This window comes from Micromonospora zhanjiangensis (assembly GCF_042650605.1).
In the GTDB taxonomy this organism is placed as follows: domain Bacteria; phylum Actinomycetota; class Actinomycetes; order Mycobacteriales; family Micromonosporaceae; genus Micromonospora_J; species Micromonospora_J zhanjiangensis.
Genome location: NZ_JBHSBN010000029.1, coordinates 37,214 through 50,833, shown reverse-complemented (window position 1 = coordinate 50,833; position 13,620 = coordinate 37,214). Strand labels below are relative to the sequence as shown.

Annotated in this window: 13 protein-coding genes; 11 read left to right on the top strand and 2 right to left on the bottom strand. The window is 70.7% G+C overall.

Going from position 1 to position 13,620, the window contains the following annotated elements:
* Positions 1 to 49 precede the first annotated feature (49 nt).
* The 7 genes from ACFOX0_RS28460 to ACFOX0_RS28430 all read left to right on the top strand — a co-directional run bounded on the left by ACFOX0_RS28460 (position 50) and on the right by ACFOX0_RS28430 (position 7,327).
* The gene (locus ACFOX0_RS28460; RefSeq protein WP_377551788.1) at positions 50 to 358 is read left to right on the top strand and encodes a YbaB/EbfC family nucleoid-associated protein; all 309 of its coding nucleotides are present in this window, start codon (positions 50 to 52) and stop codon (positions 356 to 358) included.
* A gap of 10 nt (positions 359 to 368) precedes the next feature.
* Positions 369 to 962, top strand: a complete 594-nt coding sequence (recR, locus tag ACFOX0_RS28455; protein ID WP_377551785.1) for a recombination mediator RecR — start codon at positions 369 to 371, stop codon at positions 960 to 962.
* A 303-nt stretch (positions 963 to 1,265) separates the two neighbouring features.
* On the top strand, positions 1,266 to 2,942 hold the full coding sequence (locus ACFOX0_RS28450; RefSeq protein ID WP_377551783.1) for an ABC transporter substrate-binding protein: 1,677 nt from the start codon (positions 1,266 to 1,268) through the stop codon (positions 2,940 to 2,942).
* Positions 2,943 to 3,047: 105 nt separating this feature from the next.
* Positions 3,048 to 4,055 carry an ABC transporter permease gene (locus ACFOX0_RS28445; protein WP_377551780.1) on the top strand — a complete coding sequence of 336 codons (1,008 nt, stop codon included), beginning with the start codon at positions 3,048 to 3,050 and terminating at the stop codon, positions 4,053 to 4,055.
* Positions 4,052 to 5,071 (top strand): ABC transporter permease, encoded by a 1,020-nt coding sequence (locus ACFOX0_RS28440; RefSeq protein WP_377551778.1) that lies wholly within the window; start codon positions 4,052 to 4,054, stop codon positions 5,069 to 5,071. The genes ACFOX0_RS28445 and ACFOX0_RS28440 overlap by 4 nt, the downstream gene beginning before the upstream one ends.
* 34 nt (positions 5,072 to 5,105) lie before the next feature.
* On the top strand, positions 5,106 to 6,095 hold the full coding sequence (locus tag ACFOX0_RS28435; RefSeq protein WP_377551776.1) for an ABC transporter ATP-binding protein: 990 nt from the start codon (positions 5,106 to 5,108) through the stop codon (positions 6,093 to 6,095).
* Positions 6,092 to 7,327, top strand: coding sequence for an ABC transporter ATP-binding protein (locus ACFOX0_RS28430; RefSeq protein WP_377551773.1), 1,236 nt, complete (start codon positions 6,092 to 6,094; stop codon positions 7,325 to 7,327). The genes ACFOX0_RS28435 and ACFOX0_RS28430 overlap by 4 nt, the downstream gene beginning before the upstream one ends.
* Before the next feature lie 16 nt (positions 7,328 to 7,343).
* Here ACFOX0_RS28430 and ACFOX0_RS28425 read toward each other — a convergent pair whose 3' ends face one another.
* A complete protein-coding gene (locus ACFOX0_RS28425) occupies positions 7,344 to 7,688 on the bottom strand; it encodes a hypothetical protein (RefSeq protein ID WP_377551771.1) in 345 nt (114 codons plus the stop codon).
* A complete protein-coding gene (locus tag ACFOX0_RS28420; protein WP_377551769.1) occupies positions 7,688 to 8,365 on the bottom strand; it encodes an HNH endonuclease family protein in 678 nt (225 codons plus the stop codon). The genes ACFOX0_RS28425 and ACFOX0_RS28420 overlap by 1 nt, the downstream gene beginning before the upstream one ends.
* Before the next feature lie 107 nt (positions 8,366 to 8,472).
* Between ACFOX0_RS28420 and ACFOX0_RS28415 the strand changes: the two genes are divergently transcribed.
* The 4 genes from ACFOX0_RS28415 to ACFOX0_RS28400 all read left to right on the top strand — a co-directional run bounded on the left by ACFOX0_RS28415 (position 8,473) and on the right by ACFOX0_RS28400 (position 13,593).
* A complete protein-coding gene (locus ACFOX0_RS28415; protein ID WP_377551766.1) occupies positions 8,473 to 9,987 on the top strand; it encodes an MFS transporter in 1,515 nt (504 codons plus the stop codon).
* 140 nt (positions 9,988 to 10,127) lie between these two features.
* Positions 10,128 to 10,970 carry a chitosanase gene (locus tag ACFOX0_RS28410; RefSeq protein WP_377551764.1) on the top strand — a complete coding sequence of 281 codons (843 nt, stop codon included), beginning with the start codon at positions 10,128 to 10,130 and terminating at the stop codon, positions 10,968 to 10,970.
* A gap of 35 nt (positions 10,971 to 11,005) precedes the next feature.
* Positions 11,006 to 11,419 (top strand): hypothetical protein, encoded by a 414-nt coding sequence (locus ACFOX0_RS28405; protein ID WP_377551761.1) that lies wholly within the window; start codon positions 11,006 to 11,008, stop codon positions 11,417 to 11,419.
* Complete coding sequence (locus tag ACFOX0_RS28400; protein ID WP_377551758.1) at positions 11,416 to 13,593, top strand: bifunctional polysaccharide deacetylase/glycosyltransferase family 2 protein; 2,178 nt, start codon at positions 11,416 to 11,418, stop codon at positions 13,591 to 13,593. The genes ACFOX0_RS28405 and ACFOX0_RS28400 overlap by 4 nt, the downstream gene beginning before the upstream one ends.
* The last annotated feature ends 27 nt before the right edge of the window (positions 13,594 to 13,620 follow it).

Below are 13,620 nucleotides of genomic sequence, written 5' to 3'. Positions count from 1 at the left end.
ACCCGTGCGAGAAGGAGCGATGCCCGTGCGCCCCGGTGGACAGCCCAATATGCAGCAGATGTTGAAGCAGGCGCAGAAGATGCAGCAGCAGATCGCTGCCGCGCAGGCGGAACTGGCCGAGGCCGAGCTGACCGGCACCGCCGGCGGTGGCCTGGTCACCGTCACCATCACCGGTGCCGGCGAGGTCAGGTCGGTCAAGATCGACCCCAAGGCGGTCGACCCGGACGACGTGGAGACCCTGGAGGACCTGGTGGTCGCGGCCGTGCACAACGCCAACGACGCGGTGCGCAAGCTGACCGAGGAGAAGATGGGCCCGGTGACCGGCGGGATGGGCGGCCTCGGCCTGCCCGGCTTCTGAGTCGCCGCAGATGTACGAGGGTGCGATCCAGGATCTGATCGACGAGTTGGGCCGGTTGCCGGGCGTCGGCCCGAAGAGCGCGCAGCGGATCGCCTTCCACGTGTTGTCGGCGGATCCGGTCGACGTGGCCCGGCTCGCCACGGCGCTGCGCAAGGTCAAGGAGCAGGTGCGGTTCTGCACCATCTGCTTCAACGTGGCCGAGGCGGAGCAGTGCCGGATCTGCCGCGACCCGCGCCGTACCGACGAGGTGCTGTGCGTGGTCGAGGAGCCCAAGGACGTGGTGGCGATCGAGCGGACCGGTGAGTTCCGCGGTCGCTACCACATACTGGGCGGGGCGATCAATCCGCTGGAGGGGATCGGCCCGGACAACCTGCGGATCCGCGAGCTGATGGCCCGGCTGAGCGCCGGTACGGTCCGCGAGTTGATCCTCGCCACCGACCCGAACACCGAGGGCGAGGCGACCGCCACCTACCTCGCCCTGATGGTCAAGCCGATGGGTATCGCGGTGACCCGGCTCGCCAGCGGCCTGCCGGTCGGCGGGGACCTGGAGTACGCCGACGAGATCACCCTCGGGCGGGCCTTCGAGGGCCGCCGGGCGATCTGATTCCTCGGTCCGCCGTGGGGCGGGTCGGCGTCTCCGGTGGCGGTCCGGGTCGGCGTCTCCGGGAGGTGGTCCGGGTCGGCGGATGTGTGACAGCGGGCACCGATTCGGGGCCGGCCATCGTTATAGAGCCGTTATCGGTTGTATCGGGAAAACCGCCCATGTTGCACCAAAGATCAACCTTAGGTGTCGGGTTGATAGAGATTCGCGGGCGGGCGTTCCGTTCTTGCTCTTGAGGCCACTAGCGTGCCGCACACGGACCGAGCCAGACCCCGGCGTTGGTCATGCGCATGACAGAGGTGAGAGATGCAGGTGAGAAGGCTCAAAACGGCGGTTGCCGTGGCGGCCGTTGCCGCGCTGGCAGCTGGCGCGGCCGGCTGCGCGCAGAGTGACCGGGACAAGGGTGGCGACGCCAAGACGGGCGGCACCTTCATCTTCGCCGGTGCTGGTGACCCGAAGAACTTCGACCCGATCTTCAACGACGACGGCGAGTCGTTCCGCCCCACCCGGCAGATGTTCGACACGCTGATCAGCCACAAGCCGGGCACCGCCGACCTGGAGGCCGGTCTGGCCGAGAAGTGGGAGCACGATCCCGAGGGCAAGGTCTGGACCTTCAACCTGCGCAAGGGCGTCAAGTTCCACGACGGCACCCCGTTCAACGCGGCCGCGGTCTGCTTCAACTTCGACCGCTGGTTCAACATGAAGGGCGCCGCCGCCCAGAGCCAGATGCTCTACTACATGGACGTGTTCGGCGGCTTCGCCAAGAACGAGTCCGAGGACGCCGGCAAGCCGGTCTACAACAAGTGCGAGGCCAAGGACGACAACACCGCCGTCCTCACGCTGAACAACTACAAGGGCGCCTTCCCGGGTGCCTTCGCGCTCACCTCGCTGTCGATCGCCAGCCCCGAGGCGCTGAAGAAGTACAACGCCGACGAGGTGAAGCAGAACGGCGACTCGTTCGCGTACAGCGCGTTCGCCACCGAGCACCCGGTCGGCACCGGGCCGTTCACCTTCGGCGGCTGGGACAAGGCCAAGAACGAGATCACGCTGAACCGCAACCCGGACTACTGGGGCGAGAAGGCCAAGGTCGACAAGGTCATCATCAAGGTGATCAAGGACGAGAGCACCCGTAAGCAGGAACTGCGGGCCGGCACCGTCCAGGGCATCGACTTCCCGGCGCCGTCCGACCGCAAGGCGCTCGCGGGCGAGGGCTTCCAGGTGCTCGACCGGAAGGCCTTCAACATTCTCTACCTGGGCATCAACCAGAAGAACAACCCGAAGCTGAAGGACCTGCGGGTGCGGCAGGCGATCGCCTACGCCCTGAACCGGCAGCAGCTCGTGCAGACCAAGGCACCGGGCGGATCGAGCGTGGCCGACGAGTTCATGCCGGACACCGTGCTCGGCTACGCGCCGGACGTGCAGAAGTACGAGTACAACCCGACCAAGGCCAAGGACCTGCTCGCGCAGGCCGGCGCGACCGGGCTGACCCTCAACTTCTACTACCCGCCGGACGTCACCCGGCCGTACATGCCCAACCCGCAGGAGATCTTCACCGTTCTGGCGAACGACCTGCAGGCCGTCGGCATCAAGGTCAACGGTGTTCCGCGGCCGTGGAACGGTGGCTTCAAGGACGACGTGCAGCAGTTCGGCAAGCATGACCTGCACATCCTGGGCTGGACCGGTGACTACAACGACCCGGGCAACTTCGTCGGCACCTTCTTCGGCCGGGGCAAGGTCGAGTTCGGTGACCAGGCGATGACCGAGATGTTCGCGGCCATCACCAAGGCCGACGGCACCGTCGACGAGGCCGGCAAGAAGGCGGCCTGGGAGCAGGTCAACCGGGACATCGCCGCGAAGTGGCTGCCGGCCATCCCGGTCTGGCACGCGCCTCCGGCGATCGTGGTCTCCAAGGACGTCAAGGGTCTGGTGCCGAGTCCGCTGACGGACGAACGCTTCAACACGGTGAGCGTCTCGAAGAGCTGACCCGGCGGCGGCAGCGCCTGACGCGAACGGCCCGGACCGGGCGGCAACTCGGCGGTCCGGGCCGTTCCGTACGGCACTCCACTAACCAGAAACGTGGTGTGAGAGATGTTGCGAGTGATAGTCCGCCGGCTGTTGCAGCTGGTGGTGACGCTGCTGGCGCTGTCGGCGCTGATCTTCATCTGGCTGCGTAACCTGCCGGGTGGCACGATCAACGCGCTGCTCGGTGAGCGGGCCACCCCGGAGACCCGGGCCCTGCTGACCAAGGCGCTCGGCTACGACCAGCCGATCCTGGTCCAGTACGGCAAGTTCATGCAAAAGACCCTGACCGGGGACTTCGGCAACTCGATCCGGACCGGTGACCCGGTCACCGAGGTGATCGGGCGGGCCTTCCCGGCCACCATCGAGCTGTCGGTCGCCGCCCTGATCATCGCCATCGGCCTGGGCGTACCGCTGGGTTACCTCGCCGCCCGGCACCGCGGTCGGACGCTGGACAACCTGACCGTCGGCGGCACGCTGCTCGGCATCTCGATCCCCATCTTCTTCCTGGGCTATCTGCTCAAGGACGTGTTCACCCAGAACATCCACTGGTTCCCGCCGTCCGGGCGGATCAGCACCGGGCTGGACAACACCAACGTCACCGGCTTCTTCGTCCTGGACGGGCTGCTGACCCGGGAGTTCGACGCCAGCGCCGACGCGCTCTGGCACCTGATCCTGCCGGCGATCACGCTGGCCACCATCCCGCTCGCGGTGATCGTCCGGATCACCCGCGCCAGCGTGCTCGACGTGCTCAACGAGGACTACGTCCGGACCGCCGAGGCCAAGGGCCTGCGGCAGCGGACGGTCCGGGGCCGGCACGTCCTGCGTAACGCGCTGCTGCCGGTGGTCACCACCATCGGCCTGCAGACCGGCGCCCTGCTCGCCGGCGCGGTGCTGACCGAACGGGTCTACAACTGGGGCGGGCTCGGCACTCTGATCAACGACTCGATCAGCGGTGGCCGGGACTATCCGATCCTGCAAGCCCTGATCATGCTTGCGGCACTGGTCTTCGTGGTGGTCAACCTGCTCGTCGACCTGTCGTACGCGATCATCGACCCGAGGGTGCGTGTCGGATGAGCGAGCGAACCGTCGAACCCGGCCCGGACAGCCCGGCGGCCGCGGCGCAGCGGAGCCGTACGGCGGGAAGCGGTGTCGGCGTACTGGCCGACAAGAAGAAGGCGCGGCTGGAGCGGTTGGCCCAGGCCAGCGCCGATTCCGGCGGGGTGAGCCTGCTCCGCGACGCGGTGCGGCGGCTGCGGCGCAACCCCGCCGCCGTCACCGGAGCCGTGATCGTCGGGCTGTTCGTCCTGATGGCGCTCCTCGCGCCGCTGATCGCGCCGCACGACCCGGTCATCCGGTATCCGGAACTGACCAAGGACCTGACCACGGACACCATCCCCGGCGCCCGGGACGGCTTTCCGCTCGGCTCCGACCCGCTGGGTCGGGACTTTCTGTCCCGGATGATCTACGGCTCCCGGCAGACGCTCTTCGTCGGCGTGCTGGCCACCATGATCGGATTGGCCCTCGGGGTGGTCTTCGGCGCGATCGCCGGAGCCTTCGGCGGTTGGGTCGACGTGGTGCTGATGCGGGTCACCGACGTGATGCTGGCCCTGCCCAGCCTGCTGCTGGCGATCACCCTGGTGGCGATGGCCAGTTCCTCCAGCCAATGGACGGTGATCTTCGCGGTGGCCATCGTCCAGGTGCCGATCTTCGCCCGACTGCTGCGTGGCTCGATGCTCGCCCAGCGGGAGAGCGACCACGTGCTGGCCGCCCGGGCGCTCGGGGTCAGGCAGCGGTCCATCGTGCTGCGGCACATGCTGCCCAACTCGATGACCGCGGTCATCGTGCAGGCCACCCTGACCTTCGCGGTGGCCATCCTGGACGCGGCCGCGCTCTCCTTCCTCGGCCTCGGCGACCCGGACATCAACCGGGCCGAGTGGGGCCTGATGCTGGGCGTCGACGGGCAGCGCTACTTCGACGTACGCCCCGAACTGGCGTACTACCCGGCGTTGGCGATCATCGTGGTGGCCCTCGGCTTCACCCTGCTCGGCGAGGCGATGCGCGAGGCCATCGACCCGAAGAACCGGCGGTGACGGCGATGACGGACCGGAACGAGGGAGGACCACGATGACCCTGCTCGACGTACGGGACCTGAGCGTCGTCTTCCAACGGCGGGGCGAACGGCCCTTCACCGCGGTGGATCAGGTCAGCTTCACGGTGGAGCCCGGCCAGACCGTCGGCCTGGTGGGCGAGTCCGGCTGCGGCAAGAGCGTCACCAGCCTGGCGATCATGGGTCTGCTGCCCAAGCGGGGCAACAAGGTGACCGGCGAGGTGCTGTTCGAGGGCACCGACCTGCTCAAGCTGCGGCCGGACGACATGCGCGACCGGCGCGGTCGGGAGGTCGGCATGATCTTCCAGGACCCGCTGTCCTCGCTGAACCCGGTGATCCCGATCGGCGTCCAGGTGGCCGAGGTGCTGGAACGGCACCAGGGCAAGGACCGCAAGGAGGCGCTGCGCGAGTCGCGGGACCTGCTGGACGCGGTCGGCATCCCGGACCCGTCCCGGCGGTTGTCCGAGTACCCGCACCAGATCTCCGGCGGGATGCGGCAACGGGCGTTGATCGCCATCGCCCTGGCCTGCAAGCCGCGACTGCTGATCGCCGACGAGCCGACCACGGCGTTGGACGTGACCATCCAGGCGCAGATCCTCACCCTGCTCAAGGAACTGGTCGACGACACCGGCACCGCGCTGATCATGATCACGCACGACCTCGGTGTGGTGGCCGGCCTCTGCGACACGGTCAACGTGCTCTACGGCGGCAAGGTGGTGGAGACGGCCGAACGGCACGAGCTGTTCGCCCGGCCCCGGCACCCGTACACCGACGGGCTGCTGGCCTCGGTGCCCCGGCTGGACTCGGTACGCGGGCAGCGGCTGCACGCCATCCGCGGCTCGGTGTCCGACAACATCCCCTGGGTCGAGGGCTGCGCCTTCGCCCCCCGGTGCGACCGGGTGGTGGACGCCTGCGTGGAGGGCACCCCACCCCTGGAACCGACCGCCACCGGTGGCCGGCTGCGCTGCAACAACCCGGTCCAGCACGAAGTGGCGGTGGCCAAATGAGCGACCCGAACGAGAAGAACGTGACCGAACCGACCGACACGCCGATGGCCGAGACCGCCTCGACGGCCGAGACCGGTCCGACGCCGACGGTGCCGGCCCAGGGCGGCGGGACGCCGAGCGGGCCGACCAGGGCCGGCGACGCCGACCGGGCACCGCTGATCGAACTGCGCGACCTGAAGGTGCACTTCCCGATCAAGAGCGGCCTGCTGTTCGACCGCACCGTCGGGTACGTCTACGCCGTCGACGGGGTCTCCCTGTCGATCCGCAGCGGCGAGACGTACGGGCTGGTGGGCGAGTCCGGTTGCGGCAAGTCCACCCTCGGCCGGGGCCTGCTGCGGCTGGTCGAACCGACCGACGGGGAGATCGTCTTCGACGGCACCGACCTGCGCGCGCTCAAGGGCGAACAGATGCGCCAGGCCCGCCGCCGGATGCAGATGATCTTCCAGGATCCGCTGTCCAGTCTGGACCCGCGGCAGTCGGTCGAGTCGCTGCTGGTCGAGGGGCTCAAGGCGCACGGCCTGGCTGACGACAAGGCCGAGGTCCGCAAGACGCTGCGGGACACTCTCGCGGCCGTCGGGCTGCCCGCGTCGGCGTTGAGCAAGTACCCGCACGAGTTCTCCGGTGGCCAGCGCCAGCGGATCGGCATCGCCCGGGCGCTGGTGCTCAATCCGGAGCTGATCGTGGCCGACGAGCCGGTCTCGGCGCTCGATGTGTCGATCCAGGCGCAGGTGCTCAACCTGATGGAGGACCTGCAGAACGAGCGCGGCCTGACCTACCTGATCATCGCCCACGACCTGGCCGTGGTGCGGCACATCGCCGACACCGTCGGGGTGATGTACCTCGGTGGTCTGGTCGAGGAGGCGTCCAGCGAGGACATCTACCGCGAGCCGATGCACCCGTACACCAAGGCGCTGATGTCCGCCGTACCGGTGCCCGACCCGACGGTGGAGGACCGACGGGAGCGGATCCTGCTGGCCGGCGACCTGCCCTCGCCGGCCAACCCGCCGAGCGGGTGCCGGTTCCACACCCGCTGCCCGTGGGCCCAACCGACCCGGTGCGCAAACGAGCGCCCGCAGCTGCGGGAGGTCGTCGGCGGGCACCGGGTGGCCTGCCACTTCGCCGAGGAGATCGCGGACGGCCGGCTGCGCCCGCACGAGGTCGAGGCGGAACTGGTACGCCCGGACGACGGCGCCGCGCCGGGCGCACCCGGTGAGCTGATCCCCACTCCCTGACCGCGGCGCGGCCTGCTCAGCCGTCGGGGCGGTTGAGCAGGCCGACCGCGATGGTGTGCACCGCGTCGAGCGCGGCCGGGTCGGTCAGCGGTGCCGAGCCGCCGGTGACCGCGTACCACTCGTCGGCGTCCTTGTACTGCACCCGCAGGGTGACCCGACCGTCGGCGTACTCGGTGCGCAGGGTCAACTCGCCGGTCACCACGCCGACCTCGTCGGTCATCACACCACCCGGCCCGGGGACGATGTCGGCGCTGCGGGACGGGGCATCGGCGCCCTTGTCCGGGGCGCCCTTGTCCGGGCCGGCCTTCTCGGGCGCGGCCTTGTCCGGGGCGGCCTTGTCGGGGGTGGGCTCGTCGGGCATCAGCAGGTCCTCAGCATGTCGGTGAGCGCGGCCTTCTCGGCCGTCGTCACGGTCAGCTTCCAGTAGGTCTTGACGGTGATCCAGTCCACCGCGTACGTGCACCAGTAGTCGCGGGCGGGCGGCTTCCACTGCGACGGGTCCTGGTCACCCTTGGCCCGGTTCGACGTCGCCGAGACCGCGAACAGCTGCGGCCGGGTGGTGTCGTTGGCGAAGTCGCCGCGCTTCTTGTCGTCCCAGTCGGCGGCGCCCGAACGCCAGGCGTTGGCCAGCGGCACCATGTGGTCGATGTCTGCCTCCTTCGGGTCGGTGAGGTCCTTGTTGTCGTACAGGCTGGTCCACCGACCACCGACCACGTTGCAGCCGGACAGCTTGACGTCCTTGCCGTCACGCTTGAGCACCGTGTCCCGGACGTCGCAGTTCTTGCCGGCCGACCGCCAGTGCGGGAAACGGTCCCGGCTGTAGCCCTTCATCGACGCCGCGGACGCGACCTTGAGCTGTTCGAGGTCCTTGGCCGCCGAGCCGGAACCACCGCCGTCGGTGCCGGTGCCGGAGCCGGTGCCGGAGCCGGAGGGCCCCGGCGTCGGGTCGGCGGCCGGGGCGCAGCCGGCCACGCCGCCGAGGGCGAGCGCCGCGGACGCCGCCAGCGCCGCGAGCCAGGATCTTCTGGGGGTACGCATGATGTGCACATACCCAGCTTGCCGCCTCAGACCAACACGGTCGGGGATACGCGGCCGATTTCGGCGTTTCGCGACTATCATCGCGGGCGCAGGGCAGATTGGACGACATGGCCGAGACCGCACCCGAACTACGGCTGGGCACCCCGGTGGCCCGGGGCACCCTGCTCGCCACGATCCTCGCCTCCGGCATGGTCTTCCTGGACGCCACCGTGGTCAACGTCGCGCTGCCGCACCTCGGCCGGGAGTTGCACGCGCCGGTCGGCGGTCTGCAGTGGACGGTGAACGGCTACCTGCTCATGCTCGCCGCGTTCGTCCTGCTGGGCGGGGCGTTGGGGGACCGCTGGGGCCGGCGGCGGATGTTCCTGATCGGGGTGCTGTGGTTCACCGCGGCCTCCCTGCTGTCCGGGGCTGCGCAGACCATCGAGTGGCTGGTCGCGGCCCGGGTGCTGCAGGGCGCGGGCGGCGCGCTGCTCACCCCGGGATCGCTGGCCATCCTGCAGGGCAGCTTCCGGCATGACGACCGGGGCAAGGCGATCGGCCTGTGGTCCGGCCTGGCCGGGGTGTCGACGGCGCTCGGGCCGTTCATCGGTGGCTACCTGATCGACTCGCTGTCCTGGCGGTGGATCTTCTTCATCAACCTGCCGATCGCGGCGGTCGTGGTCGTCGCCGGGCTGCGGTGGGTGCCGGAGAGCCGGGACCCGTACGCCGGCCGGCGGGACGCCGGGCACGGTGCGCCGCGGCCGGGCACCCGTTTCGACATCGCCGGCGCGCTGCTCGGTGCCCTCGCGTTGGCCGGCGTCACGTACGCGTTGATCGACGCGCCGCGGCACGGGCTGTCCGCGCCGGTGCTGGTGGCCGCGGCGGTCGGGGTGGCCGCGGCGGTGGCCTTCGTTCTCGTCGAGCGACGCCGGCAGGACGCCGCGATGCTGCCGCCGCGGCTGTTCCGCAGCCGACTGTTCAGTGTGCTGAACGTCTACACGGTGACGGTGTACGCGGCGCTGAACGGGCTGACCTTCTTCCTCGCCGTCTACCTGCAGAACGTGGTGGGCTACTCGGCCCTGGTGACCGGGTTGGCGACCCTGCCGCTGACGATCCTGCTGCTGGTCGGCTCCGCCCAGGCCGGGGCGCTGGCCACCCGGATCGGGCCGCGCTGGCCGTTGACCGTCGGTCCGGTGCTGTCCGGCGTCGGTTTCCTGCTGCTGCGCGGGGTCACCCCGGGCGGTTCGTACTGGCTCGGCGTACTGCCGGGGGTGACGTTGTTCGGACTCGGCATGACGCTGGTGGTGGCGCCGCTGACCGCGTCGGTGCTGGGCGCGGTGGCCGACCGGTACGCGGGCGTGGCCAGCGGCGTCAACAACGCGGCGTCCCGGGCCGGTGGTCTGCTGGCCGTCGCGGCCCTGCCGTTGCTGGTCGGCCTCTCCGGCGCCGGCTACGAGATGCCGGCCGAGCTGACCCACGCGTACCGGTCCGCGATGGTGTGGTGCGCCGGACTGATGTTCCTCAGCGCGGTGCTGGCCGCCGCGCTGGTGCGCCGACCCCGACGTGAGCCACCGCCGTCCCGGCCCTGCCCGTCGCTGCCCCCGCCGGCCTACCCGCGGGACGAGCCGGCCCGCACCGACTGACCCGGGCCGACCCGCACCGACTCGGACGACCCGGCCCGCATCGACTGACGGGGCAGTCCCGTCAGTAAGACGCGTCTCGCCCCTCGACCGGGTCTGACAAGCACCGCTACGCTGATCCCCGTGTCGAATCACCCCGCGCCGTGAGCCGGATCCGGCGTCGCGGCACCGGTCTGGTCGGGCTGCTGCTGGTGCTCGTCTCGGCCTGTGCCCGTACCCCGGCCGATCCGTGGCCCGAGCCGGTCGCCGGTCCGTCCGATGTCGTCCTCCCGGCCGTCCAGCGGCGGATCGCCGACGAACTGGTGAGCGTGTTCGAGAACGGCACCGCGGACCCGCGCTACGACTACGTCGAGCGACTGGACGACGGTCGCGGGTACACCTGCGGCAAGATCGGTTTCACCACCGACGGTCCCGAGGTCCGCGACGTGGTGGCGGCCTGGGCGAAGCGCCGGCCCGGTGACCCGCTGGTGCGGTACCTGCCCCGGCTGCGCGAGCTGGCCGCCGACGCGGACGGTGGCGACGACGGCATGGCCGGTTTCCCGGCCGCCTGGGCGGCCGCGGCGGGTGACCCACAGTTCCGCCGGATCCAGGACCAGGCGACCGACCGGATCGCGTACGGTCCGGCGCTGCGACTGGCCCGCACGCTCGGCATTCGGACCGCCCTGGGGGTGGCGGTCCTGTTCGACACCGCGGTCCAACACGGAATGGGCGCGGATCCGGACGGACTGCCGGCGCTCGCCGACCGGGCCACCCGGTCGGCCCGTGGTCGTCCGGCCGACGGTACGCCGGAACAGCGCTGGTTGGCGGCCTTCCTCGACGTTCGGGCGGAGACCTTGCGCCACGCGCACGACCCCGACACCCGCGCCGTGTGGGCGGAGTCGGTCGACCGGGTGAAGGCGCTGCGTCGCCTGGTCAACGATGATCGACATGGGCTGACGCCGCCGGTGCCGTTGACGGTCTTCGGTGACGAGTACGAGCTGCGGTGACGGCCGTGGGGCACAACGGTGAGAGGGAAGTGAACGTGGGGGGCGAGACGGCCGGCGACACGGTGGACCTGTCGCGCGCGGATCTGGAGCGGACGCAGATCGTGGTGGCGTGGGCCGATCCGGACCAGACGCAGAGTTGGCAGATTCCCGGGCAGCGGCGCCCGGTCGAGGACGACGACCTGGGCCGTACCACGCTGCTGCCCAAGCACGCCTTCGCCGAGGGCGCCCGGTTGGCGGTGGCCCGGGTGCCCGAGGCGATGGAACGCACCTCGGTGCTGAACCCGGTGCGGGTCACCGCGCCGGTCTTCGTGGACGACAGCGGTCGTCGCCATCGGCTGCTGGTGGCGGCGGCGATCGTGGTGGCGCTGCTCTGCGTGGCGCTGATCGGGGTGCTCTGGCTGAGCCAGCTCGGCTCCGGCGGTGCGTTGGACCTCGGGAACGGTCGGTGACGGTCTTCCCGAGCAGCGCCAGCTCCGCGTCGACACCCACCCGTCCGGCCCGGCGGTGGCTGCCGCGCAAGCGGTTCGTCATCGGCACGATGCTGCTGATCCTGCTGGTCAACCTGCTGTTCGTCGAGGCGTACGTGAGCGCCGAGTTCAAACCGGACCAGGAACGGGGGGAGCAGAGCCAGCGGACGGTGCCGGCGGCGGCGGTCGAGGGCGGGCCGATCGTGGACGTCGGCGCGGAGGTCCACTCCTACCCGATGCCCAGCCGGACCATCGCGCTCACCTTCGACGACGGCCCGGATCCGCGGTGGACGCCGGAGATCCTGGCGGTGCTGCGGCGGCACGACGTCCGGGCCACCTTCTTCGTGCTGGGCACCCAGGTGGCCCGCAACGTCGAACTGACCCGGCGGCTCGCGGCCGACGGCAACGAGGTCGGCGTGCACACGTTCACCCACCCGCAGACCGAGAACCTGCCGGCCTGGCGGCGCCGGATCGAGTACGCCCAGACCCAGATGGCGATCACCTACGCCACCGGTGGGAACACCCGGCTGCTGCGGTTGCCCTACTCCGCCGGTAACGACGCCATCGGCGACGGCACCTGGCGGGTGACCCGGGAGGCGGCCGAACTCGGTTATCTCTCCGTCTTCAGCGACACCGACAGCCGGGACTGGGAACGGCCCGGGGTCGACGCGATCGTGCGCAACGCCACGCCGCGGGACGGCCTCGGGGCCACCGTTCTGATGCACGACGCCGGCGGGGACCGGGCGCAGACCGTACAGGCGCTGGACCGGTTCATCCCGGAGATGAAGGAGCGCGGCTACCGGTTCCTCACCGTCTCGGAGGCGTACCGGGAGATCCTGGCGAACCGCGGCGAGACGGCGCCGGTCGTCCGGACGACCGCGGCGGACCGGTGGCGGGCGGCCGCGCTGGTCTGGGCGGTCCGGGCCGCCGACGGCACCGTGTGGCTGCTCGGCATGCTGCTGCTGGTCGCCGGCTCGCTCGCGTTCGTCCGGACCGCGCTGTTGATCGGGTACGCCCTGCGGCACGCCCGCCGGCGCCGGGCGGAGGCCCGTGCCGACCGTCCGCCGGTGACCGCGCCGATCTCGGTGATCGTGCCGGCGCACAACGAGAAGGAGGGCATCGAGGCCACCGTCCGCTCGCTGGTCGCCAGCGACCATCCCGAGGTCGAGGTGGTGGTGGTCGACGACGCCTCGACCGACGGCACCGCCGCCATCGTCGAGTCGCTACGGCTGCCCGGCGTGCGGGTGGTCCGGGTGCCCTGGGGCGGCAAGACGGCCGCGCTGAACACCGGGGTCGCGTTGTCCCGGCACAACCTGCTGGTGATGGTGGACGGGGACACCGTGGTCGAGCCGGACGCCCTGCGCCGGCTGGTGCAGCCGATGCGCGACCCGCGGGTGGGCGCGGTCGCCGGCAACGTCAAGGTGGGCAACCGGACCAACCTGATCGCCCGCTGGCAGCACATCGAGTACGTGATCGGCTTCAACCTGGACCGCCGGTTGTACGAGGCGTTCGACTGCATTCCCACCATCCCGGGGGCGCTGGGCGCCTACCGGCGGGAGGCGGTGGAGGGTGCCGGCGGGGTCAGCGACGACACCCTGGCCGAGGACACCGACCTGACCATCGCCATCCACCGGGTCGGCTGGCGGGTGGTGTACGAGGAGACGGCCCGGTCCTGGACCGAGGCGCCGACCCGGGTGTCCCAGTTGTGGCGCCAGCGGTACCGGTGGAGTTACGGCACCATGCAGGCGCTGTGGAAGCACCGTGCGGCGTGGCGCGATCCAGGTCGGCTGGGCCGGTTCGGCCGGCGGGGCATGCCGGTGCTGGCGCTGTTCACCGTGCTGCTGCCGATGTTGGCGCCGCTGGTGGACCTGCTCGCGGTGTACGGCTTCCTGTTCCTCGACCGGGTCGAGGCGGCGGTGGTTTGGCTGGCCGTGTTCGGCCTGCAGGTGGTCACGGCGGTGGTGGCGTTCCGGCTGGACCGGGAGAAACTGCGTCCGCTGTGGGCGCTGCCGTTGCAGCAGGTGGTCTACCGGCAGGTGATGTACCTGGTGCTGCTGCACTCGATGGTCACCGCGGTGACCGGTGGTCGGTTGCGGTGGCACAAGCTGCAGCGCTCCGGCCAGGCCGCGCACAGCGCACCGGGCCTGCGGCTCTGAACCGCGGGTCGGATCCCCCGCCGGGGC